We start from the raw sequence: 22,787 nt of genomic DNA on the forward strand, positions 1-22,787 counted from the left end.
TCTGTCATCTCCGACGTCGTCGACGGGTTCGACTTATGCCGCAGGGTTCGGTCAGCCTTTGCATGAGGCCTTTGCCTTCACGCAGCCTCGGCGGGCTCCTGATAGGCCTGCTTCAGCGCATCGTGGTCCGCCATCGTCTGCCACGCATAGCGCATCGCGAATTCGGCCACCGCCTCGTCGAAGGCATCGCCCTTGCCGAGATAGCCGGCGATCATCGCTGCGTCCCCTGAGCGGGCATGGGCGCGGGCGAGCGTGGTCCCGCAAAGTTGGGCATAGGCCTTGGGACCGCTCTCGGACATGATTTCGGCGACGGCCGACAGCTTCTTATTCTTTAACTGACGGACATAGTAGGAGCGTCCACTCGCATCGGAATAGGCGGTGCCCAGGAACATGTCGCTCGCGGCCTGCATGATGCGCTGCCCGTCGATGACGCGCTGACCTTCGGATGCGAGGAAGAAGGGGCTCAGGGCGAGCTGCGCCAGCACCGAAGGCCGGGCTTCCTTGATCTGCAGGAAAAGCGGCGAGCCATCCGCGTCGGTATACAATCCCACGGCGCAGACCGTGCCCACCGAGCCGATCCCCACCACCTTGAAGGCGACATCGCGCTGCGTGTAGCGCAGAGCCAGCAGGTTCCGGTCGGCCTGAAGGCTTTGCGGATAGGCGAGCAACGCGGCGGCCGCTTCCTGCACCGCCTCGGTCAGACCGTTCGGCCCTTCATGGAAGACGGTCGGGGCCTTGTCGGCGATGCGCCACAAAGACGGATCGGCGCCGAAGCTCGCAGGATCGAGGTCCGGTGCATCGCCATGGCTGAGGCCGTCGGCGGTCTCGGAAGCCGCGTCGGACAGGAGGCGGCGGCACAGATCTCCGTCGCCGAGGCGACCGATTTCGTGATCGAGATCGATCCGACTGTGCCAGATGGCGAGCGGCGAGAGATGCGACAGGTCACGCATATGTTCGCGATAAGCCCGGACGCTTGCCCGAGCCGCACGATGTGCCCGATCCTCGCCCTGAGGCAGGGCGGCGACAGCGACACTGGCGGCGAGGCGCTTCACATCGATCGTGAAATCGACGTTCCAAAGCGTCTCGTCGAAATCGTTGATGTCGAAAAGGGTCTGGCCCTCGGCGCTGCGATACACGCCGAAATTGCCGATGTGGCAATCGCCGCAGGCCTGGACGGGAATGCCCGGAACCGGAACGCCCGCGAGGTCGGCGGCCATCACGGCGGCAGCCCCACGCAGGAACGCAAATGGGTTTGCCCGCATCCGCTCGTGCCGCAGAGGGATCAGTTCGAGCAACCTGCCCGAATCGTTCGCCCGGAGAACCGCGAGCGGATCGCGGTTCTCGGCAGGATACCAGTCGGCATGGGATTCACGGGGAACCGCATCGCGCAAGCGCTTACCGGCCGCTCGGCGCTGGGCGCGATCGGGGGAAGGAGAGATGTTCGTCATGGAAGAAAGCCTCGACAAGGCGATGCGCGCAGGCCGTTTGCCGCGCACCGCGCGGCATCAGTGCCGGAAGTGACGATGCCCTGTAAACACCATGGCGAGACCGGCTTCGTCGGCGGCCTTGATTACGTCGGCGTCACGCATCGATCCGCCCGGCTGAATCACCGCGGTGGCGCCGGCTTCCGCCGCCGCGATCAGGCCATCGGCGAAGGGGAAGAACGCGTCCGAGGCAACCACAGAGCCCTTGGCTAGGCTCTCGGTCGCACCGATGCGTTTGGCGCCCTCCGCCGCCTTCCAGGCGGCGATACGCGAGGAATCGACCCGCGACATCTGTCCGGCGCCGATCCCCACCGTGGCGCCGTTCCTGGCGTAGACGATGGCATTCGACTTGACGTGCTTGGCGACGCGGTAGGCGAAGCGCAGGTCGGCGTATTCCTGGGCCGAGGGCTCGCGCTTCGTCACCACCTTCAGCGTCATGTCGTCGACCACCGCGGCGTCGCGGCCCTGAACGAGGATGCCGCCGGCGAGGTTGCGCATGGCGAAGCCCTTGGCGCGCGGGTCGGGAAGAGCGCCCGCGAGGAGGAGACGCAGGTTCTTCTTGGCCGCGACGATGGCGATCGCCTCCTCGGTGGCGTCCGGCGCGATGATCACCTCGGTGAAGATCTCGACGATCCGCGCAGCCGATTCGACATCCAGTGTGCGGTTGAGGGCGACGATGCCGCCGAAGGCCGAGGTCGGGTCGCAGGCCAGAGCCCGCTCATAGGCCTCCGCCAGCGTATGACCTTCGGCGACGCCGCAAGGGTTGGCATGCTTGATGATCGCCACCGCGGCGGCGCGGGCCGGATCGAATTCGGCGACGCACTCATAGGCCGCGTCGGTGTCGTTGAGGTTGTTGAAGGATAGCTCCTTGCCTTGGAGCTGGCGGGCACTCGCCACGCCGGGCCGAACGAGGCCGGGCGTCCGGTAGAAGGCCGCCGATTGGTGTGGGTTCTCGCCGTAGCGCAGGGATTGGGCGAGCGTGCCGCCGAAGGCGCGGTAGGCAGGCGCCTCATCCATCTCCACATGGTCGGCAAGCCAGGACGCGATGGCGGCGTCGTAGGAGGCGGTGCGGGCAAAGGCCTTCTGGGCAAGGCGCTTTCGAGTCGCCGCTCCGAGCGCGCCGTTACCGGCCTCGAGCTCGGTGAGGATGGCAGCGTAATCAGCCACATCCACCACCACAGCCACGTCGGCGTGGTTCTTCGCGGCGGCGCGAATCATGGCCGGACCGCCGACATCGATGTTCTCCACCGCATCGTCATAGCCGCAAGGCTTCGCGATGGTCGCCTCGAACGGGTAGAGATTGACCACGAGAAGATCGATGGCGCCGATGCCGTGTGCGGCAAGCGCAGCCTGGTGCTGAGGATCGTCGCGCACCGCGAGCAGGCCGCCATGCACAGCCGGGTGCAGGGTCTTCACCCGTCCGTCCATCATCTCGGGAAAACCGGTGATCTCGGCCACCTCCGTGACAGGAAGCCCCGCCTCGGTGAGCGCCCGATGGGTGCCGCCGGTGGAGACCAGGGCCACGCCACGCTCGGACAGCGCGCGGGCGAAATCCACGAGACCCGTCTTGTCGGAAACGGAAAGAAGTGCGCGGGAAACCCGCGCCTGATCATGCGACATCGTCGAGAACCGTTCGGCACAGGGCAGATCCTGCCCCTCAAAGGCGCGGGTACCACATGTGACGCCCTATCGGCTACCGCGCCGCGTCATCGGGCATGGAAGCGTCACGCACGGCGGGTTCGCCCCGCCCCGGCGCCTGTGCGATGTGCAGGAAGCGCCATCGCACCGGGGCGCCCTCCCCGGCCGTGACATACAGGACGATCTGGTCGGTTCGGCGCGCGCCGGTGAGACCCGCGAAATAGACGCTCTCCTCCAGCGCTACCGCAGCGCCCTCGGCCTCGAACCGCCAGACCTCCCCCAGGGGCGAGGCGAGATCGACCCCACCGCCGACCGCCGCATTGGCCGCGATGGCGGGATGCAGATGGAAGCGGATTGCCGCCTCGGGCGGACGCAGCCGGATCCGGTTGCCCTTATGGGCCACCGGAACGAAGGCATCCTCGCCTTCTAGCCCCGCCCCGTCGGGCAGGAGGCGCCAGCGGCGCTCATGGACGATCCCGAACTCGGCGGCATAGCCGTCATGGCGTCCGGCCAGGATCAACGTTCCGCCATCGCTCGTCCGCTCGGATTTGACGGCGCGCGGACCGCGCACGAGCACGGGACCGATCCGCTTGATGAGCCAGTCCGAGGCCCAGCGACTACCCAGTCCTTCGCTGGCACCGAGGAATCGGCATGAGGACGAATCCCCTATCGTCGCCGTGGAATGGGCGGCGGTGCTGCGGGCGAGGCGACGCAATTCCGGGCCGCTCGCCGGCAGGCCGCAATTGATCACCACCCGCTGGGGGCCGCTCGACATCTCGAAGGAGAGGCAACCGGCCCCCGCATTCATCGAGAAGGGCAGCGGCGGCGGCGCCCCCACATCAGCGACCAAGACGACACGGCCGCTTTCCAGCCGCTCGTAGCCGGAATTCGGCGCATGCATCAGCGGCTGCGCCAGGGCCCCGTCATAGACCAGCAAGGTGGCGAGATGGTCCGCCGCCGTAGCGCCCATGCCATTGAAATGGCTCAGGGACGCATCGCCGTGGCGCAGGAGCCGCAGCAACGGGAGCATCCGGTCGATCGCGTGAAGCAGAGCCTGCGGCGGGTCGAGGCTGCGGCTCAGGAAACTTTGGCGCAGGGGCAGGAGATCGAGCAGGAGCTCCATGGCGAAGCGCGGATCGCGGCTGCGATGCCCGCCATCCGCCATGATCTGCCGATCGAGTTCGCGAGACAGGATGCGGGTGGCCCGGCGCAGGATCGGCTGGATGCCCTCGCAGCACAGGCCGGCATAACATAGCGCCACCACCGCCAAGAGCCGCGATTGCGGCGGCAGGCCACGGCGCAGGGAGCGTTCGAGGTCCCTTGCGCCGCGCCCGACGGCCTTGAGGAACGCCTGGTAGAAGGCATGGTCCGCGCCTTCCAGAACCAGCGGCGACTGACAGAGGAAGGAGATCAACCGCCGCGCGGCAACGGGGACGGGCGCGGCCAGAGTCTCATCGCCACGGCCAGCGATGAAATCCGCCACGAAGGCTCGGGCATTGGCTCGAGCCAGGGCCGTATCGGCGGCGCGCAGATGGCGCAGCCATCCGAATCCGTAGAACGCATCCGCCCATTCCGGTGACGGCGGCGCATAGTCGAACGGTGACCGACCGCTCACGGAAAGAGAGCGTCCCGCGAAAACGAAGAGGCCGGCATAGATGTCGTCGGCAAAGGTGGCGTCGCTAGTGCGCAGATCGTGCGGGGCGATGACCAGGGCGCTGACGCGCGCCCGCGCGAGCAGGTCTGGACTCGCCGTCAGGCGTGCGGACACGCCCCGCGCCGAGCGGATGATCTCCCGCCCGACGAGCCGATAGAACCGCCAGCGATCAGCCCCCCAACCCACGCACACCTTTCCTCCAGCGCCCAGACCCGATTGGGCCCTCGCGCCAGATGTCGCCCATCACGAAAGCTAAGCCGTGCGTATTAACCAACGATTAAGGATGCCGACACTGCCCACGATGCATAGGCCGATCTGCGCACGGGTTTTTGCCTTCGAGCCGGAGCCATCCACTGGGGCGAGGCGTGGCACCAAGCTGAATCGTCGAACTGTATTTTTTGGCAAACTCGGCTGGAACGGTTGAATGCTGCACAGGTTATACACAGCGTCCAGCGAGCTTCTCCCCTGTAGCCTCCAGCAATGGCAGTGTGTCCATGACTGTCATCCCAGTCGCCAAGCGTGCCGGCCTCTTGATATCGGCAGCAGCGTTATTGTGCACATCTGGCGCAGCGATGGCGCAAAACGCTCAAGACCGTGGCTTGGGCGGACTTTTCGAGGCGCTGTTCTCTCCCGCCCGTCCTGCTGTCGAGCAGCAGCAAGCCGTCCCCGTGCCCCAATTTGAGCGCCGGCTTCCGTCGATCCGGCGCGAAGTCAGCCGCCCCCGTCCGAAGATCCGTTATGCCGCCCTGCCCAAGAGCGAGCCGCTGCAGCTTCATATCGCCGAGCGCCAGACGCCGATCTCCATGTCTTCTGGACCGATGAACGCCCTGCTTAAGGATCCGACCCTACGTCCGGGCGACATCGTCGTGCTGAAGGACGGCGCGCGTGTCTTTACCGGCAACGAGGACAAGACTCACACGGTGCGGGATTTCGAGCCGGTGAGCCGTTCCGCCTCGGTCGATCGCAAGACCAAGGCACTCCTGTCCATGATGATCGCACCGATGGGTGCATTGCCGCCCGACGAGGTGCGCAAGTTCATGGCGCGGCTGAAGAAGAGCACACCTGCCAGCGATCAAAACAGCGATGCGCAAGTGCAGACCGTCTCCATGCGAATCATTACACCGTAAGGCCGACACCGATACTGTTTTTAGACGCCTATCTCAGATAGGTCACGCTGTACAAGGTCTTCCTCAGCTCGCTTTCCGTGACCCAGATGCGTCCGTTGTCGCAACGTTCACGGATGCCGTCGCGCATGCGACCGCAATATTCACCGGTATTGTCCTGGATTCTATACTGGCAGGTGCCCTCTGCCTTGCGGCGGCCGATGACCGGGCTCGCATGATCGGCGAACAGGTCCGGGTCCTTCGGATCGCGGTCTTCGAGAAGGTACCAGCTGTACCCCACTGTCGGAACACGGCCGTGGTCGAGTGCGTAATCGACCATGGCCAGGATTCGGTCGAGTTTTTGCTTGCTCGGATGACGGCCGGACTCGAGCATGTCCGCGAAATCGGCCTGGCTCGCCGCCACACGGTATGAGACCGGCAGAAGCGGCACAGGTAGCGGCACACGACGGCAGACGGCCTCCACATGGGCGATCCATGCTGCGTTGAATGAATCAGCCCACCGCCCACGCAAGTGGGAAGCAGTTGCAGCCACCGCGCGAAAGCTCTGCCGCGCCGGGTGAAGCCTCGTCCGGTAGCGCAGCGAACGCAATGCCGGCATTACGTAGCGATAGCCATCATTGGACGGCAGGTCGCGGTCCTCGCAATACCCGCCGATGTTGTAGAGGAGCGCCGCCATGTCCTCCTCACCGCCTTCGATCTTGTCGAAATACGGTTCCAGGGCTGGGTTACCGTCCTTGGTGACCTCGGCAGTATTGCGACTCCAGGCGATGTCGGCCCGGTAGGCCGGATGCGCACGGAGATGGCGCTTGAGATGCGGGTCCGAGATCGTCTCCAGCCTGGCTGGGTCGGCGAAATAGAATTTCGTCGCCACATCCAAGGGAGAGACCGGCCTGCCAACGCGGTGCGAAATCATGTCCGCCGTGGCATAGGCAAAGCAGATCGCGCTCTCACCTTGGTTCAGCGGCAGGTCCTTCGGCGAGGGCGAGATGCCTACATCCTGGGTCCCTGTATGAATCTCGAAAGGAATCGTCGCCGAGACCGAGGCGCAGGTCGCATTGCGGGTATAGGTCGGCGCAACCGGCAGGATTCGGCGGTCGATCTCGTCGGCCCCAGCTTGGCCGAGGAGAAGAAGCCCCCCGAACAGGCCGGCAATGGCATGGCGGGGGGCACGCACCGTGCGTCCTACGCCTTCCGAACCAGACGGCTCGCGAAGAACCCGTCGATCCCGCCGCGCGCCGCAGACGGCCCTTCCTCGCCAAGGGCCGTTTCGCCGGAGAGGTGCGAGGGCAGCGTCCGAAGATCGCCGTCGCCATTGATGAGTTCTTCGAGGCCGCCAATCTCCTCGACGCGGATCGGAAGCCGCTCGAAAGCCGGATTGCGTGCGAGGAAGGCTGCGACCTGCCCCTCACCTTCCTCGGGTTCCAGCGAGCAGGTGCAATAGACGAGACGCCCACCCGGCTTCACAAGGGTGGCGGCGCGATCGAGCAGGCGGCGCTGCAGACCGGCAAGGCGTCCGATATCGCCACCGGCCTTGGTCCAGGCGACGTCCGGATGCCGCCGGATCGTGCCGGTCGCCGAGCATGGCGCATCGAGAAGCACGGCGTCGAACGTGTCGGCATCGCTCTCGGGCAACTGAGTAGCATCGCCGATGCGGATTTCGGCCTTGAGGCCGAGGCGCGTGAGATTCTCCGTCAGACGCTCGAGGCGCTGGGCCGAACGATCCACGGCGACCACTTCCGCCCCCATGGCGGCGAGCTGAGCGGTCTTGCCGCCCGGTGCCGCGCAGAGATCGGCCACGCGCTGCCCCGGCCCGACTGCGAGCAGGCGCGCCGGGATGGCGGCGGCTGCGTCCTGCACCCACCACGCGCCCTCAGCGTATCCGGGGAGTTCCGAAACCGCAGAACGGACCTCGTGCAGGCGGATGCTGCCGGTGGGAAGGGCGACGCCGCCGAGGCGATCGGCCCATTCCGCGGCCGGTCCACGCGGCGTTATGTCGATCGCGGCGCCGGAGAGATGAGCCGAGGCGATGGTCCGGGCAGTGTCGGGTCCGTAGGCGGCGCTCCAGCGAGCGGCGAGCCAGTCCGGCGTATTTTGCGCCAGGGGATCGGACGCCTCTGCGGCGATGGCCTCCCGCTCGCGGATCACCCGACGCAGGATGGCGTTCACGAGGCCCGGCGTGTGCTGAAGGTAGGGGTCACCCTTGGCGAGGCGCACCGAAAGATCGACGGCGGCATGGTCCGGCACGTTGAGATCGAGGATCTGAACGGCGCCGGTCACGAGGAGAGCCACGAGACGTGGCTGATCCGGCGGCAGGCCCTGGTTCATCCGAGCCGAAAGCATTCGCCGCAGGAAGCCGAGGCGGCGGAAGGTGGCGGTGGCAATGGCGCGGGCGAGGGACGCATCGGCCGCATCGAGGCCTGCGTCACGACCCGCCTGAGCGAGGGCGTCTTCGAGCGCGAAAGCCCGTCCCTGAACGAGGAGATCGGCCACGGCGGCATGCGCCACCTGCCGGGCAGCGAGGCCCGGAACGGTGCGGTCGATCGTCGTCGTCGGCCCGTCCGCGTTGCGGCGTGTCGCCATGAATGCCACTTTCCGTATCCGAGGCTCGGTTACCCGAAGCCAGTTCCAACGGATGCCCTCCCATCCGGCCCACTGAGATGCAAGCCATGACAACGCCCGACAACGCGGAAAACGCCGAGATCCCGCCCCGCGCGGGGCTGACACCCGCCGCCGAGCGTGCTTTGGCCGAGGCTGCCGACCGCCGTGCTGTCATCGACGCGAAGGTGGCGGAAATCTCCGCTGCGCGCGAACGCCAGGGCCGTGGCGGCCTCGAGCCTGTTCGTTACGACGACTGGGAAGTGAAAGGCATTGCCGTCGATTTCTAAGCGAGGTCTCAGCGCGTGACGTAGACCTGCGTTCCAATGGAGACGCGCCCGTAGAGATCGACCACATCCTGGTTGTACATGCGGATGCAGCCGTAAGATGCGTATGTACCCACCGAGTTCGGGCGGTTGGTGCCGTGAATGGCGTATTCACCACCGGCAAGCGTCATTGCCGCCGCGCCCATCGGGTTATGCGGCGAGCCGCCGGCGATGACGTCGGGCAGTCGCGGATTGTCGCGCTTCACCTCCCGCGGCGGCGACCAGGCCGGCTCCACATACTTGCCGTCGATGGTGGTGGCGCCGGTCCATTGCTTGCCGGGCTTGCCCACCGCCACCGGATAGCGGATCGCCGTGCCGTCACCGTTGACGAGGTAGAGCCGCCGCTCTGAGGTTCTGACCACGACCGTGCCAGGCATGACCGCTTGATCAAAGGCAACGAGCTCACAGGATGCGGCGGGTTTCGCCGCAAACCCGACACTGAGGATTGTTCCGGCCAGATAAACAGTGAACCCATGACGCGCGAACATTTGGTGTCGTCCTCGAAACCGTGACCGTGAGCTTCACGATAAGCAGCTCTCGAAGTTGCGGTTCCGGTTACCGGAGCGCCCTATCCGGGGGATACGCACGCATATCGCGCCGGGCAGTTAAGCGTGGCCTAGGGTGTTCCGGATAAAAGCGAATGATCCGGGTAGGCTTTCGTTAAGACCGGTAGCTTCATCGCTCCAGCAGCCCCGTCGCCGCCCTGTCCCGCTCCTGCCAGCCATGCCGGACGAGTTCGGGATCCTCGTGCTCCTCCACGGGATAGCCAACGCAGAGATAAGCGACGAGGCGCCACGTCGGAGGAACATCGAGAAGGCGGGTAACCCCGTCCGGCTCGATGATCGAGACCCAGCCCACACCGATCCCATGGGCGCGCGCTGCCAGCCAGAATGTATGCACGGCGGTCACCACCGAGTAGCGCAACATTTCCGGCATGGTGGCGCGGCCGAGCCCGTAGCCGCATTCCGTCGCTTCGTCGCAGAAGACCACAAGATGGATCGGCGCCTCGCGCAAACCCGCAAGCTTCAACCGGTTATAGGCTTCCCGACGCTCCGAATCGTAGGTTTCCGCCGCATTGCCGTTGCAGCGCTCGAAATTATCAACCACCGCCGCCCGCCTGTCAGGATCGGTGACGCGGACGAAGCGCCACGGCTGGCTGTTGCCGACCGATGGACTCAGACAAGCAAGGTCGAGGCATTGGCGCAAGACGGCGTCGTCGACCGGATCGGCCCGAAAGCGGCGCACGTCTCGACGCCAGGCAATCAGGTCGCCAAGCGTCTCGCGAAAGCCGGGGTCGAAACTCGTCACGAACGGACATCTCCTCATTGCGGGCTTATGACCGCTGGACCCTGTTAGCGACCAATGCCGAGATGCACAGGGAGAGAAGTGATTGTGCGCCTGCCGCAGCCAGAGAGGTTTTTAAACCAGAGCACGCCCGCATGGCAGAAAAAAAGGCCGCACTCCGGAGAGGCGGCCTGAAGTCCTTGGGTCTCGAAACCTCTGGAGTGCCGCTTCCGTGGCATCGGCGAGCTCCCGAAAGCTGGGGAGCATGGATATCGGTCACCCGACCGAGCACGGAACCGACGAGGTTCGGCCACAGGTATCATCTTCTATCAAGGCCGACGATGGGCAATAACGCGGCGAAATCGTGATGTTGTGTTGCCCGTCCGTAGCTGGTGCCGCAGCGCACTCGACGGTTGGCTGGGCTTGCGGCCTCGGATCGGGAGGCCCATCATCTGCTCTTTATGGTGTCCGTTGGGTCGCCGAAACCGAGGAGCGAGGATGGACGAGAGGACCGGAGCCGAGCCGCGATCACAGGATTCGTCCAACCGCGTCGTGCCTTTCCCGACGGCCCCGGTTGTACCACAGGTAGCCTTCGACCGCTCCGAACTCAGGACCCTGTTCAACCTCTACGGCCGCATGGTGTCCGCCGGAGAATGGCGCGACTATGCCCTCGACTTCCGCCGCGACAAGGCGGTGTTCTCGATCTATCGCCGCTCGTCCGAGACGGCTTTGTTCAGGGTCGAGAAGGATCCTAAGCTCGCCCGTCGGCAGGGCGCTTATTCGGTGATTTCCGCCGCCGGCATTGTACTCAAGCGCGGCCATGACCTCGCCCGCGTCCTAGCGGTGCTGGAGAAGCCCCTACGGGTAGTGTGACCCCTGACGTCACGGAAGGAAGAACGGGATCGTCTCCCATCGGATGGGGGGCCAACCCAACCGGTACGCGATCACGGAATACAGACCGCCGAGTACAACCAAACTGATGATGCCCACGACGATGCCGACACCGAAGCCGGCCCATGCGCCTGTGCCTATCGCGGCGGCAACGCTCGCGCCGACAATGGCGTAAGTCGGCATATCGCTCGAAGGTGGGGTGTCACTCCCCGAACCTCTCACGATCTTCGGCACTACAGGCTTTCCCACAGCAACATCCTAGCCTTGCTGCAGCCAACGCAAAAGGCCCCGGCGTTTCCGCCGAGGCCTTCTCGCTCCGTGTCCCATAAAGCTCGTTTAGCGACGGTCGCCGAGGAGCTGGAGGAGGAACTGGAACATGTTGATGAAGTCCAGGTAGAGGGTCAGAGCGCCGTTCACCGACAGCTTGGCTGCGCCTTCGGCATCGGCACCGCTGTAGAGGAACATCTCCTTGAGCTTCTGCGTGTCGTAGGCGGTAAGGCCCGCGAAGATCAGGACGCCGAGAACCGAGACGGCGAACTGAAGCGCGCTGGAAGCAAGGAAGATGTTCACGATCGAGGCGATGAAGAGGCCGATCACGCCCATGATCAGGAACGAGCCCATCCCCGAAAGGCTGCGCTTGGTGGTGTAGCCGTAGAGGCTGAGACCGCCGAACGTGGCCGCCGTGATGAAGAAGACCCGGACGACACTGGCGCCCGTGAAGACGAGCAGCAGGGTCGACATCGACGCGCCCATCACCGCCGCGAAGGCGAAGAAGGTCAGTCGAGCGGACGAGGCCGACATCTTATCCATCCGCATCGTGAAGATAAAGATGAACGCGAGGGGCGCCAGCATGAGGACCCACTTCAGCGGGCTGGTGTAGAGCATCTGGCCGAACGGGGTCAGGGCGAGCTTGCCCGTCGCCGTCTGGGCGGTCGCAGCCATGTTCAGGCCAAGGGCCACGAGGCCCGAGATCCCGAGGCCGATGACCATGTTGTTGTAGACGCCGAGCATGAAGGTGCGCAGGCCCTGGTCGACCTCGACCTGCGAGCCAGCATAACCCTGCGGCTGGGCGCCGTAGCGGAAGGGGCTATTATCGAATGCCATGGGAGTTTCCCTTGGAAGCTCTCTCAGCGTGTGATTTGGAACCGAGGCTCACGCACAGGACCTCTGGCACGTGACCGCGCCTTGAGCCGAAATATGTTCCGTCATGCCGCTCCGCACAAGGGGGCGGCCGAGCTTTGTGCGCCCAGAATCATAGCTTCTGAGCGCGATCTTTATTTGCAGCCACGCGGATTAAATCGGGTTCATCATTCACCCGGCACGGTAGAGCTATAGTGTCATTTCATAAAGCATGACTTTCGCCGGCTCACTCCCACCGAACTCGCGAGGATAGGCCTATCCTCGCCCGGATCAGAATCGGCGCAGGTAAGGTGCCGGCTTCTGACCGAGGATGCGCCAAGTCCCGGCAAGGCCGAGGAGGATCGCGAACGCCACCGCGAGGGCGGATGCGACGAGGGCGCCCGAGAGGTCGAGGGCGAAGTCGAGCTTCATCACGCGGGTGACGATGGCCCAACCTGCCAGCGTTCCGGCAAGGAGCCCGAACACGGCGGTGGCTAGCCCCAATGCGCCGTATTCCAATGTGTAGGCCAGGAGCAGGCGACCCCGGGTGGCGCCCAGTACCTTCAGCACGACGGCGTCGTACAACCGGGCTCCGTGCCCCGCCGCGATGGCACCCGCGAGAACGAACAGGCTCGCCACTACGGCGACGCCACTGGCGCCACGGATCGCCAGCACCAGCTTGCCGACGATATCGTTGACCGTATCGAGAGCGTCTTTCACCCGCACGCTGGTCACAGACGGGAAGGCGCGAGCAATATCACGTAGGATCACGGCCTCGGCCTTGGCATCCGGCCCGCCGCCCAGCGTCAAGGTGGCAAGGTCCGAGTGCGGCGCGCCCCGGAAGGTACCGGGAGAGAACACCATGACGAAGTTGATGCCGAGGTTGCGCCATTCGACCTTGCGGAGATTGGCGACCGTGGCCGTCAGATTCCGCCCGAGCACGTTCACCGTGACGGTGCCGCCCACGGAGAGACTGAGACTGCGCGCCAATTCCGAGTCGAACGAGACCAGGGGTTTCGCCCCCTCCTCGGCGTTCCACCAGGAGCCCGCAACGAGGTTCGATCCCTCGGGAAGATCCTCGGCATAGGTGATGCCGCGGTCGCCATCGAGCACCCAGGCGGCATCCTCCGGCGGTTTGATCGCAGCTGCCGGAACCCCGTTGATGGCGACGATGCGCCCACGCATCATCGGCACGCGCTCGATCTTGGCGCCGGGCGCGAGTTGGCCGAGAGCCGCGTGGAACCCGTCCGCTTCCGCCGCTGGGATATCGAGGAAGAACAGGTTCGGTGCACGGGCCGGCAAGGAACTTGTCAGCGTCCGGCGAACATTGGCGTCGATCAGGCTCAGCGTCACCAGCAATGTCACGCCGAGGCCCAGGGACAGGACGATGGCGGGGGTGAGGGCACCGGGGCGGTGCAGGTTGGCGAGCGCCATGCGGGGCGCGGCCGAGCGCGGGCGAGGCAGACGCCGCGCCAAAGCCATGAGGCCGAGAGCGACGAGGCGCAGGAGTCCGAAGGCAAGTCCGGCCGCTACGATGAACATCAAGGCCACCCTGCGGTCGAACGCCGTGGCGAGCGCCAGCGTCACCAGGGTCGCGAGCGCAGCGACGAGGATCAGGCGATAGCGGAGCCGCGTCTTGCGGGTGTCGGGATCGATCACGTCTCGGAACAGGCCGGAGACCGGCACATCATGGGCGTGGCCGAGAGGAATGATGGCGAAGGCGAGCGCCGTCAGAAGGCCGTAGGCAGCGGCGAGCAGCAATTCCCCTGGTGCTAGGGTCGGGTTCAGCGGCAGCGGAAGCGCATTGTGGAACAGCATGTCGAGGAGGAACGGTAATCCCGCCCCGATCACGAGGCCGAATGCGGTACCGAGGCCGGCGACCAGCATCACCTGCGTCAGGTAGATGGCGACCACTTGTCCGCCCGGCGCGCCGACGCTCTTCAGGGTAGCGATGGAGCCGCGTTTCCTCGCGACGAAGGCGTTCACCGCATTGGCGACGCCGACACCGCCGACGATCAATGCGGTGAGACCGACCAAAGTGAGGAACTGGGTGAAGCGCTCGACGCTCTTGGCAAAGCGCGGATCGGCGTTTGAGCGCGAGCGCATCTCCCAGCCCGCATCTGGTGCTGCCTTGGCGATGGTTGCGATCCGTCGCTCCAGCTCCGCATCGTCGGCCTCGGGCGCCAGGATGCGATAGCTCCAGCGGTTGAGGCTGCCCGGTCGGATCAGACCCGTCGCTTGTAGGGTCGCGGCGGAAACCAGGAGGCGCGGGCCGAAGCCGATGCCGTTGGCGATCTTGTCCGGCTCGGAGACCAGAGTGGCACGTATGGCAATCGGCTTACCGGCGATCTCGATCCTATCGCCGACCTTCAGGTCGAGGCGCGTAAGAAGGAGCGGGTCGGCGACCGCGCCGAATACCCCATCCTTCTCGGCCAGCAGACCAGAGAGCGGCGTGTCGGGGTCGGTCACGAGGTCCCCGGCGGCGGGATAGGCGCCGTCAACGGCCTTCATTTCCACGAGAGCGGCGCCCTTGTCGCCAGCCAGAGCCATGGCGCGCAGGGTCGTCACCACCGAAACCTTGCCCTGTGCGTCGAGGACGGCACGCTCGTCCGATGTCGCCTCACGGTTTATGAGGCTGTAGGTCAGGTCGCCGCCGAGGATACGCTTGCCCTCGCGGCCGAGACCATCCGTGAGCGAGCGCGAGATCGAAGCGACACCGGCAATGGCCGCGACGCCAAGCGCGATGCAGGCGAGGAACACCGCGAAACCGGAAAGGCCGCCGCGCAATTCACGGAATGCGAGGCGGAGCGTCAGTGGAACGCGGCTCGGTTTCGGAGCGGGCCGAGGCAGGGTGCCGTGCATGGGGTCAGACCTTCCGCCGAACGCGGGAGTTCAGCAGGATCACGCCGCCACCGCCTCATCCACCCGCCCGGAGCGCAGTCGCACGGTGCGGTCGCAGAGCCGGGCGAGGCCGGGATCGTGGGTGACCAGAACGAGGGTCGCGCCCCGGTCGCGCTTGAGTGCGAAGAGCAGATCCACGATCTGGCGGCCCGTGGCTTCGTCGAGATTGCCCGTCGGCTCGTCGGCAACGAGGATTGCTGGGTCCGGAGCGATGGCACGGGCGATGGCGACCCGCTGTTGCTCTCCCCCGGAGAGCTGGGCCGGATAATGATGGAGACGGTGTCCGAGGCCGACCGCTTCGAGCTCGGCCTTGGCTCGCTCATGTGCGTCGGCCTTGTCGGCGAGTTCGAGGGGAAGGGCGACGTTCTCCAAGGCGGTCATTGTCGGGACGAGATGGAAGGCCTGGAACACGATTCCGATGCGCCGCCCGCGAAACCGCGCAAGGGCATCCTCGTCGAGCGTCCCGAGATCGGTGCCCTCCACATGGATGCTTCCCGATTCCGCGCGCTCCAGGCCGGCCATCACCATGAGAAGCGTCGACTTGCCGGAGCCCGAGGGGCCGACCAGCCCTACAGCCTCGCCGCGCGCTACTTCGAGGGAGATGCCGCGCAGGACATGCACCCGAGCCGCCCCCCGTCCAAGACTGAGATCGATCTTCGAAAGGGCGATCGCCGGACTCTGGACCTTGCCGGGTATCAAGGCAGGACCGATCTGTGTGAGATCATCGTCATGAACACCATAGGTCAGGGCTGTGCGCGAATGGGTCTGTGTCATACGTCACGCATCGGCGTCGATATGGTCGGTCGGAGAGCGCCGCGCCAGCACTCGCGCCGGACGGCCCTCGCCATGACGCTCTTTGCCGCACTCGGCGTTGGAACAGGAATCGGCCACGCCGCCTCCCGCCCGCTCAACATCGTGGCCTTCGGCGACAGCCTCACGGCCGGTTATCGCCTGCCCTCGGCAGCGGCCTTCCCCTCAGTGCTGGAACGAGAGTTGAAGGCAAGGGGACGCGAGGTCTCCATCGCCAATGCCGGCGTGTCCGGCGATACCAGCACCGGGGGACTCGACCGGCTCGACTGGTCCGTCCCGGACGGGACCGATGGGGTTATCCTCGAACTCGGTGCCAACGACATGCTGCGCGGCACCGACCCCGCTGTGACCAAGAAGGCCCTCGACACCATCGTGTCACGCTTGAAGGCCCGCAACATTCCGGTCCTGCTCGCGGGCATGAAGGCCTCGACCAATCTCGGGCCGGATTACGTCACGCGGTTCGACGCGATTTATCCTGATCTGGCTTCGCGATACGGACTCGTCCTCTACCCGTTCTTCCTCGATGGCATCGTGGGCGACCGGCGCTTCAACCTAGAAGACGGGCTCCATCCCAACGTGAAGGGCGTCGAGACGATCGTGGCTGGCATCCTGCCCACCGTCGAGACCTTCCTCGACAAGCTCGGCACGGCGTCGAAGTAACCCGATGCCCCGCCTGTTCACAGCCATAGAAATCCCGGACGACGCAGCGGAGGCGCTGACGCGCTACCAATGCGGCCTTCGCGGCGCGCGCTGGATCGAGCGCGGTGACCTTCACATCACCCTGCGCTTCCTCGGCGACGTGGATGACGAGGTGGCCGAGGCGTTCCATGCCGGTCTCGTCGAAGCGCGCCCGCGCCCGCCTCTCAACGTGACGCTGTCCAGCCTCGACGCGTTCGGCGGAGACAAGCCTCGCGCGATCATCGCAAGCGTGACTGCCGGCCCCGACCTGCTCGACCTGCAAGACGAGCACGAGCGCATCGCCCGGGCAGCCGGAGCTGAGCCGGCACGGCGCAAGTTCACGCCGCACGTCACGCTCGCCCGCCTCAACCGCCGCGACACCCAGGCGGCGGATGTGGCAGGGTACATCGCCGAGGCGGGGCTTTTTGCGACGCTGAGGTTCACCGCAACACGGGTGGCGCTGTTCTCGGCGCGGGAATCGCGAGGCGGAGGACCGTATGTGGTGGAGGCGGCGTATCCGCTAGGATGACGACGCTCACGGGCCGTTTCACAACCGCCGCAGCGCTACGCTCTCGATACGGTGGCTCGCGCCCTTGGCCAGGATCAGGCTCGCTCGTTGTCGCGTCGGCAGGATGTTGTCGCGCAAGTTGGGCAGGTTGATCGTGGTCCAAAGATTGTCGGCGATCTCCAGGGCCTCGGCCTCCGTCACCTCGGCGTATTTCCGGAAATACGAGAGCGGATCCCGGAAGGCGGTCTGGCGCAGGCGCAGGAAGCGGTTGACGTACCAGCGGTGCAGGTCGTCCTCGTGACCGTCGAGATAGATCGAGAAGTCGAAGAAATCGGATACGAAGGGGATCGCGGTCCCATCGCGCGGCAGGCGCGCCGGCTGGAGGACGTTGAGGCCTTCCACGATGAGGATGTCGGGAGATTCCACCACCCGTTCCTCGCCCGGCACCACATCGTAGACGAGGTGGGAATAGAGCGGCGCGGCCACGCGTTTCTTGCCGGCCTTGATGTCGGTGAGGAAGCGCAGAAGCGCCGCCGTGTCGTAGCTCTCGGGAAACCCCTTGCGCTCCATCGCGCCCATGCGCTTCAGCTCGGCATTCGGGTGCAGGAACCCGTCCGTGGTGATGAGATCGACCTTCGGAGTATTGGGCCAGCGCGCCAGCAGTGCCTTCAGCACGCGGGCCGTGGTGGATTTCCCCACCGCCACCGATCCGGCGACGCCGATGATGTAGGGGACCTTGGCCTCGTGCTCAGCGAGGAGGAAGCGCTGGGTTGCTTTAAACAACCCCTGCGTGGCCGCTACGTAGAGCGAGAGAAGACGCGACAAGGGCAGGTAGATCGCCACCACCTCCTCGATGGAGATGGGATCGTTGAGGGATTGCAGGCGGCTGACATCGTCGCTCGTCAGGGTGAGCGGCGTCTCGGCGCGCAATTGGGCCCACTCGTCCCGGGAAAACAGTCGGTAGGGCGACAGTCGCTCCGGGCCGATCCCAGTCACGGGATCCTGGCCCAGCACGAGGCCGCGGCCGAGAGCCGGTTCGCGCCCAATCACGGAGGCCACGGGCCGTTGGGGCTCGACGGTCACGTCTGCCTCCGGGCCGCCTTTTCGGCGATGCCGCTCTGTGCCGTACGACGCTGAAGTTCCGCCATCACCTCCGGCAGGCCGATGCCGCCGGCACGCAGCACAACCAGGAGATGATAGAGCACATCCGCCGCCTCGCTCACCAAGCCTGCCCGGTCACCCTGGACCGCGGCGATGGCGGCCTCGACGGCCTCCTCGCCGAGTTTTTTAGCGGGCTTTGCCGGCCCGCCGGCAAGGAGCTTGGCGGTGTAGGATTGGTCCGGTGGTGCGGCGGCGCGGTCGGCCACCACGGCCTCCAGGTCGCTCAGAGTGAAATCGGTCATGCGATCCTAGGGACGTTGGCGGGCGGGGCCGCGCGCTCCACGGGCCGGAGCCTGCGGCACGGGGCAGAATTGGGCAAGGGTGGGGTCGAGGGGGCGCATTACGGATCGAGCCGCATGCGCAGGCCGGCCGCCGCCATATGTGCCTTGGCCTCGGCGACGCTGTGCTGGCCGAAATGGAAGATCGATGCGGCGAGAACCGCGCTGGCGCCCCCTTCGCGCACGCCCGCCACGAGGTCGTCGAGGCCGCCGACGCCGCCGGAGGCGATCACCGGTACGGAGACCGCGTCCGAGATCGCCCGCGTCAGGGCGATGTCGTAGCCCGAGCGCATCCCGTCGCGGTCCATGGAGGTGACCAGAAGCTCACCGGCGCCGCGAGCCGCCACGGTGCGGGCGAAGTCGATGGCGTCGAGACCGGTGGGGGTGCGCCCGCCATGGGTGAAGATCTGCCAGGCATCGGGCTCCCCTGGCGCCGAGGTGCGCTTGGCGTCGATGGCGACCACGATGCACTGGCTGCCGAATTTGAGAGCACCACGCTCGACGAAGGAGGGATCCTTCACCGCCGCCGTGTTGATGGAGACCTTGTCGGCCCCGGCGAGCAGAAGCGTGCGGATGTCCTCCACCGTGCGTACGCCTCCACCCACGGTGAGCGGCATGAAACAGGCCTCGGCGGTCCGGCTCACCACATCCAGTAGGGTGCCGCGCGCCTCGTGGCTCGCGGTGATGTCGAGGAAGCAGAGTTCGTCCGCGCCGGCCGCGTCATAGGCCTTGGCCGCCTCGACGGGATCGCCGGCATCGCGCAGTTCGAGGAACTGGACGCCTTTAACGACGCGCCCGTCCTTCACGTCGAGGCAGGGGATGATGCGGGTCTTCAACATGGTGGACCTGTCACGCTTGCAGCCGGACTCCGGTCGCAGGCATCGGGCCATGCCCGTCCGGGCACCGTTCCGTCAACTCGACGGTGCGGATCGGCACGATTTTGCAGGATCAACTCTGCAGTTTTGAAAGACGGCCGATCCTGCAGAAACACCCATTCGTGATCTGCGTCAGCCGTATTTGGCGTCCCCGCGGCGATTCCGGTGGCCCTATCCCCACAGATCGGGTGTCGGAGGATGGATGAGGCTGCCGTCGAAGCGCAGAGCCGGGTCGCGGTCCCGCGCCAGGAGCAGCGGCCCATCGAGATCCACGTAATCGGCATGGTGGGCGAGCAGCATCGCCGGGGCCATGGCGAGCGAGGTGCCGACCATGCAGCCGATCATCAGCGAGAGGCCCCGCGCCTTCGCTTCGTGCGCCAGCATCACTGCTTCGGTGAGGCCACCGGCCTTGTCGAGCTTGATGTTGATGGCATCGTAGCGGTTGGAGAGAGCATCGAGGCCGGCACGGTCGTGCAGGCTTTCATCGGCGCAAATCGGAATCGGCCGCGGGATCTGGGCGAGAAGGTCGTCCTCCCCTGCCGGGAGCGGCTGCTCGATCAGTCCGACGCCCGCAGCGACGCAGGCGGCGAGGTTCGCCTCGATCGTGTTCGCGCGCCACGCCTCGTTCGCATCGACGATGAGGCGTGAATTCGGTGCGCCGCGACGCACGGCGGCGATGCGCTCGGGGTCGCCCTCACCGCCGAGCTTGACCTTGAGAAGGGGGCGATGGGCAGCCCCCCGGGCGGCCTCCTCCATGCTTTCGGGCGTACCGAGGCTCAACGTGTAGGCGGTGGTGGCGACCTGCGGTGCGCTGAGCCCGGCAATCTCCCAGGCCGGCCGGCCGATCTGCTTGGCCTCGAGATCGAGCAGGGCGCAATCGAGGGCGTTGCGTGCGGCGCCAGCCTTCATTCGCGTGAGCAGGTCCGTGCGGGTGGCACCCGAGGCGATGGCGTCGGCCTGTTCAGAGATCAGTGCGCAGACGCTCTCGGGGGATTCGCCGTAGCGAGGATACGGGACGCATTCGCCGCGCCCCACATGCCCCTCTGCCCCATGGACGATGGTCGCGAGTACCACCACGGCTTCCGTGCGGCTGCCCCGAGCGATGGTGAAAGCGCCAGCGATAGGAAAGCGCTCCACGGCGACGGTGAGGTGGCGGCTCATGCGGCGCTCCCGGCGGGAAATTCCGCGAGCATCCGGTCGATAATGCCGTCGACACCGAAGCGAACCGGATCGGTGGCGGGCAGCCCGTGATCGCGAGTGAGGTCTTGGAGCAGGGTTTGCGCCTCGTCCTCCGGCAGTTTCTGCGTGTTCACGGCGATGCCGACAGGGCAGATGGCGGGATTGGTCAGGCTTCCGAGCTGGATCGTCAGGTCGATCACCTGCTGGATCGAGGGAAGCGAGTGCTTGACCCCGCGCATGGTGGTGCGGCTCGGCTCATGGCAGACCACGAAGGCATCGGCCTGGGCGCCGTGCAGCAGCCCCAGACTCACGCCCGCGAAGGACGGATGGTAGAGCGACCCCTGCCCCTCGATCAGGTCCCAATGGTCGGGATCCGCCGCCGGGGCGATCCACTCCACGGCGCCGGAGATGAAATCCGCCACCACCGCGTCGATGGCGACGCCGCGCCCGGAGATGAACACCCCGGTCTGCCCCGTAGCGCGGAAATCTGCATCGAGCCCGCGTTCCCGCATGGCGCGCTCCAGGGCGAGGACCGTGTACTTCTTGCCCACCGAACAATCGGTGCCGACGCTGAGCAGGCGCCGGCCGGGTCGCCTCGTGCCCTTGCCCGTGTCGAAGGTCTCGCTGGTGTGGCGAACATCGTGAAGCTGCCGCCCGTTCCGCTCGGCCGCTTCGGCGATCTCGGGGATCGAACCGAGGCGCACATGCAGGCCACTGGCGATGTCGAGACCGGCATCGAGCGCTGTGACCACCTCGGACACCCAATGCGGGGGCAGCACACCACCCGCATTGGCGACGCCGATCACCATGGTCTTGCAGCCCTTGGCCACGGCGTCGCTCAGGGTGAGATCGGGGATGCCGAGATCGGCGGCACATCCGGGAAGGCGCAGCTGGCCGACGCACCATTCGGGCCGCCAATCGGCGATGCCGTAAGCCGTCTTGGCGGCGAGCGTATCCGGCACGTCGCCGAGGAACATCAGGTAGGGCGTTTCGATCTGCATCGCGCTGGCATCCGTCGCAATCGGGGGCTGTCGACCGTGTCCCGCCGTCTATGCGCGAACCGGGCGGCGCTGCCAAATGTGCGACTGCCGCCAACCCCGCAATCGACGCAGACGGAATTGTGCTTCCACGGTAAAGCCGCCTCGCCTGCAAGGGGAAGCCAAGACGCCGGATCGTTCCGAGGCACTCGGCCGAAGGCTGTGCCCGACGTCACGGCCGAAGAGCAAAACTGATGCAGGATGCCGCCCAAGAGGTAGGGGGAGGAGTATCGCAAGCTTCCGAGGGAGCAACGGACTGATGCGGCGGGTACGATTACGGCCGGTCGTTCTAGGGGCTCGAACGGGCCAGGCCGGATCCCGCCACGCCTGGCTCTCTCGTTTGGCGCAATGCGGCCATCGGGCAGCAAACCGAGTGACCCGACACTCGAGGATACGCGAACAGGGTCATTCATCGAGCGTAGCGATGCCGCCGCGGATGAAGAAGCTCGACACGTCGTCCATCCTCTCGTGCCACGCTCGTGATGAACTACGACAAGATCATCCCTTGCAACCGGCGCCTTTGTCGGGTGTGGTCCGCGCCAGACAAAGGTGAGGGAGATGGGCATGAGGATGTACGGCAACTGGCGCTCGGCCGCCGCCTTCCGGGTCCGTATCGCCCTTAACCTGAAGGGGATTCCCTGCGAGGAGACCTTCATCGACCTCGACGCTGGCGACCAGTACAAGCCGGATTTCCTCGCCATCAATCCGCAGGCGGCAGTACCGGCCTTCTTCGATGGCGACGGCCCTCCCCTGACCCAATCGCTGGCGATCCTCGACTATCTCGAGGACATCCACCCCGAACCGGCCCTGCTGCCGAAGGAGCCGAGGGCGCGGGCACGCGCCCGTTCCCTTGCGCAGGTCGTCGCCTGCGACACCCATCCGCTCTACGTCCCGCGTGTGCGCAACTACCTGATGTCGGCCTACGACATCCCGAAAGACGACATGATGGGTTTCGTGCGGCACTGGTTCGCGACAGGGTTGAAGACGCTCGAGACCCGCCTCGCCCACGAGCCCGGCACCGGTCGCTACGCGCAAGGGGACACGATCAGCCACGCCGATCTGTGCCTCGTGAGCCTCTGGGTCGGCACCGGCATCTTCGGCGTCGAGACAGCTCCCTATCCCACTGTGAAGCGGATCGCAGAGGATTGCCTGTCGCAGGAGGCTTTCGCGAAAGCGCATCCCCTCCGCCAGCCGGGTGCGCCTGCTTAAGGCGTAGAGCCGGCCTGCACGACGAAGGCTGCCGTT

At 66.0% G+C, this 22,787-nt stretch carries 22 protein-coding genes; 6 read left to right on the forward strand and 16 right to left on the reverse strand.

What is annotated here, in order from left to right; all coding sequences use genetic code 11:
• Positions 1–77 precede the first annotated feature (77 nt).
• From RQI43_RS02930 to RQI43_RS02940, 3 genes are all read right to left on the reverse strand, one after another.
• On the reverse strand, positions 78–1,448 hold the full coding sequence (locus RQI43_RS02930; protein WP_311274158.1) for a DUF2252 domain-containing protein: 1,371 nt from the start codon (positions 1,446–1,448) through the stop codon (positions 78–80).
• A gap of 57 nt (positions 1,449–1,505) precedes the next feature.
• Positions 1,506–3,104: a bifunctional phosphoribosylaminoimidazolecarboxamide formyltransferase/IMP cyclohydrolase gene (gene purH / locus RQI43_RS02935; RefSeq protein ID WP_311274159.1), complete on the reverse strand. Its 1,599-nt coding sequence runs from the start codon at positions 3,102–3,104 to the stop codon at positions 1,506–1,508.
• 73 nt (positions 3,105–3,177) lie between these two features.
• Positions 3,178–4,962 carry a heparinase II/III family protein gene (locus RQI43_RS02940; RefSeq protein ID WP_311274160.1) on the reverse strand — a complete coding sequence of 595 codons (1,785 nt, stop codon included), beginning with the start codon at positions 4,960–4,962 and terminating at the stop codon, positions 3,178–3,180.
• A 308-nt stretch (positions 4,963–5,270) separates the two neighbouring features.
• Here RQI43_RS02940 and RQI43_RS02945 point away from each other — a divergent pair, with 308 nt between their 5' ends.
• Positions 5,271–5,903, forward strand: a complete 633-nt coding sequence (locus tag RQI43_RS02945) for a hypothetical protein (protein WP_311274161.1) — start codon at positions 5,271–5,273, stop codon at positions 5,901–5,903.
• 28 nt (positions 5,904–5,931) lie between these two features.
• Here the strand turns inward: RQI43_RS02945 and RQI43_RS02950 are convergent, their stop codons facing one another.
• Both RQI43_RS02950 and RQI43_RS02955 read right to left on the reverse strand, forming a co-directional pair.
• Positions 5,932–7,074, reverse strand: a complete 1,143-nt coding sequence (locus RQI43_RS02950; protein WP_311274162.1) for a hypothetical protein — start codon at positions 7,072–7,074, stop codon at positions 5,932–5,934.
• Between the two features lie 8 nt (positions 7,075–7,082).
• Complete coding sequence (locus RQI43_RS02955; RefSeq protein ID WP_311274163.1) at positions 7,083–8,480, reverse strand: RsmB/NOP family class I SAM-dependent RNA methyltransferase; 1,398 nt, start codon at positions 8,478–8,480, stop codon at positions 7,083–7,085.
• Positions 8,481–8,566: 86 nt separating this feature from the next.
• On the opposite strand from RQI43_RS02955, the gene RQI43_RS02960 reads away from it, so the two are divergent.
• Positions 8,567–8,785: a DUF1674 domain-containing protein gene (locus RQI43_RS02960; protein ID WP_311274164.1), complete on the forward strand. Its 219-nt coding sequence runs from the start codon at positions 8,567–8,569 to the stop codon at positions 8,783–8,785.
• 8 nt (positions 8,786–8,793) lie between these two features.
• Here RQI43_RS02960 and RQI43_RS02965 read toward each other — a convergent pair whose 3' ends face one another.
• Together RQI43_RS02965 and bluB are read right to left on the reverse strand one after the other, a co-directional pair.
• A complete protein-coding gene (locus RQI43_RS02965) occupies positions 8,794–9,309 on the reverse strand; it encodes a L,D-transpeptidase (protein ID WP_311274165.1) in 516 nt (171 codons plus the stop codon).
• 187 nt (positions 9,310–9,496) lie between these two features.
• The gene (bluB, locus tag RQI43_RS02970; protein WP_311274166.1) at positions 9,497–10,147 is read right to left on the reverse strand and encodes a 5,6-dimethylbenzimidazole synthase; all 651 of its coding nucleotides are present in this window, start codon (positions 10,145–10,147) and stop codon (positions 9,497–9,499) included.
• A 456-nt stretch (positions 10,148–10,603) separates the two neighbouring features.
• On the opposite strand from bluB, the gene RQI43_RS02975 reads away from it, so the two are divergent.
• Positions 10,604–10,978, forward strand: a complete 375-nt coding sequence (locus RQI43_RS02975; RefSeq protein ID WP_207410308.1) for a DUF2794 domain-containing protein — start codon at positions 10,604–10,606, stop codon at positions 10,976–10,978.
• A gap of 9 nt (positions 10,979–10,987) precedes the next feature.
• Here the strand turns inward: RQI43_RS02975 and RQI43_RS02980 are convergent, their stop codons facing one another.
• The 4 genes from RQI43_RS02980 to RQI43_RS02995 all read right to left on the reverse strand — a co-directional run bounded on the left by RQI43_RS02980 (position 10,988) and on the right by RQI43_RS02995 (position 15,790).
• Positions 10,988–11,179 carry a hypothetical protein gene (locus RQI43_RS02980; protein ID WP_207410307.1) on the reverse strand — a complete coding sequence of 64 codons (192 nt, stop codon included), beginning with the start codon at positions 11,177–11,179 and terminating at the stop codon, positions 10,988–10,990.
• A 153-nt stretch (positions 11,180–11,332) separates the two neighbouring features.
• Complete coding sequence (locus RQI43_RS02985) at positions 11,333–12,100, reverse strand: Bax inhibitor-1/YccA family protein (RefSeq protein WP_311274167.1); 768 nt, start codon at positions 12,098–12,100, stop codon at positions 11,333–11,335.
• 306 nt (positions 12,101–12,406) lie between these two features.
• On the reverse strand, positions 12,407–14,977 hold the full coding sequence (locus tag RQI43_RS02990; RefSeq protein ID WP_311274168.1) for an FtsX-like permease family protein: 2,571 nt from the start codon (positions 14,975–14,977) through the stop codon (positions 12,407–12,409).
• 39 nt (positions 14,978–15,016) lie between these two features.
• Positions 15,017–15,790, reverse strand: a complete 774-nt coding sequence (locus RQI43_RS02995) for an ABC transporter ATP-binding protein (RefSeq protein WP_244477881.1) — start codon at positions 15,788–15,790, stop codon at positions 15,017–15,019.
• A gap of 72 nt (positions 15,791–15,862) precedes the next feature.
• Between RQI43_RS02995 and RQI43_RS03000 the strand changes: the two genes are divergently transcribed.
• Positions 15,863–16,486: an arylesterase gene (locus RQI43_RS03000; RefSeq protein WP_311274169.1), complete on the forward strand. Its 624-nt coding sequence runs from the start codon at positions 15,863–15,865 to the stop codon at positions 16,484–16,486.
• 4 nt (positions 16,487–16,490) lie between these two features.
• Complete coding sequence (thpR, locus tag RQI43_RS03005; RefSeq protein ID WP_311274170.1) at positions 16,491–17,033, forward strand: RNA 2',3'-cyclic phosphodiesterase; 543 nt, start codon at positions 16,491–16,493, stop codon at positions 17,031–17,033.
• 18 nt (positions 17,034–17,051) lie between these two features.
• Here thpR and coaA read toward each other — a convergent pair whose 3' ends face one another.
• The 5 genes from coaA to dgcN all read right to left on the reverse strand — a co-directional run bounded on the left by coaA (position 17,052) and on the right by dgcN (position 21,506).
• Positions 17,052–18,026, reverse strand: coding sequence for a type I pantothenate kinase (coaA, locus tag RQI43_RS03010; protein ID WP_056432456.1), 975 nt, complete (start codon positions 18,024–18,026; stop codon positions 17,052–17,054).
• A 65-nt stretch (positions 18,027–18,091) separates the two neighbouring features.
• The gene (locus tag RQI43_RS03015; protein WP_056432137.1) at positions 18,092–18,415 is read right to left on the reverse strand and encodes a phosphoribosyl-ATP diphosphatase; all 324 of its coding nucleotides are present in this window, start codon (positions 18,413–18,415) and stop codon (positions 18,092–18,094) included.
• 98 nt (positions 18,416–18,513) lie between these two features.
• Complete coding sequence (gene hisF, locus RQI43_RS03020; RefSeq protein ID WP_311274171.1) at positions 18,514–19,290, reverse strand: imidazole glycerol phosphate synthase subunit HisF; 777 nt, start codon at positions 19,288–19,290, stop codon at positions 18,514–18,516.
• A 207-nt stretch (positions 19,291–19,497) separates the two neighbouring features.
• Complete coding sequence (gene dgcA, locus RQI43_RS03025; RefSeq protein WP_311274172.1) at positions 19,498–20,487, reverse strand: N-acetyl-D-Glu racemase DgcA; 990 nt, start codon at positions 20,485–20,487, stop codon at positions 19,498–19,500.
• Entirely contained in the window at positions 20,484–21,506 is a 1,023-nt protein-coding gene (gene dgcN, locus RQI43_RS03030) for an N-acetyltransferase DgcN (protein ID WP_311274173.1), read from the reverse strand. Before dgcN ends, dgcA begins: the two co-directional genes overlap by 4 nt.
• A 600-nt stretch (positions 21,507–22,106) precedes the next feature.
• On the opposite strand from dgcN, the gene maiA reads away from it, so the two are divergent.
• Positions 22,107–22,751, forward strand: coding sequence for a maleylacetoacetate isomerase (maiA, locus tag RQI43_RS03035; protein ID WP_311274174.1), 645 nt, complete (start codon positions 22,107–22,109; stop codon positions 22,749–22,751).
• The last annotated feature ends 36 nt before the right edge of the window (positions 22,752–22,787 follow it).

The sequence above is a fragment of the Methylobacterium sp. WCS2018Hpa-22 genome, assembly GCF_031843785.1.
Taxonomy (GTDB): Bacteria; Pseudomonadota; Alphaproteobacteria; order Rhizobiales; family Beijerinckiaceae; genus Methylobacterium.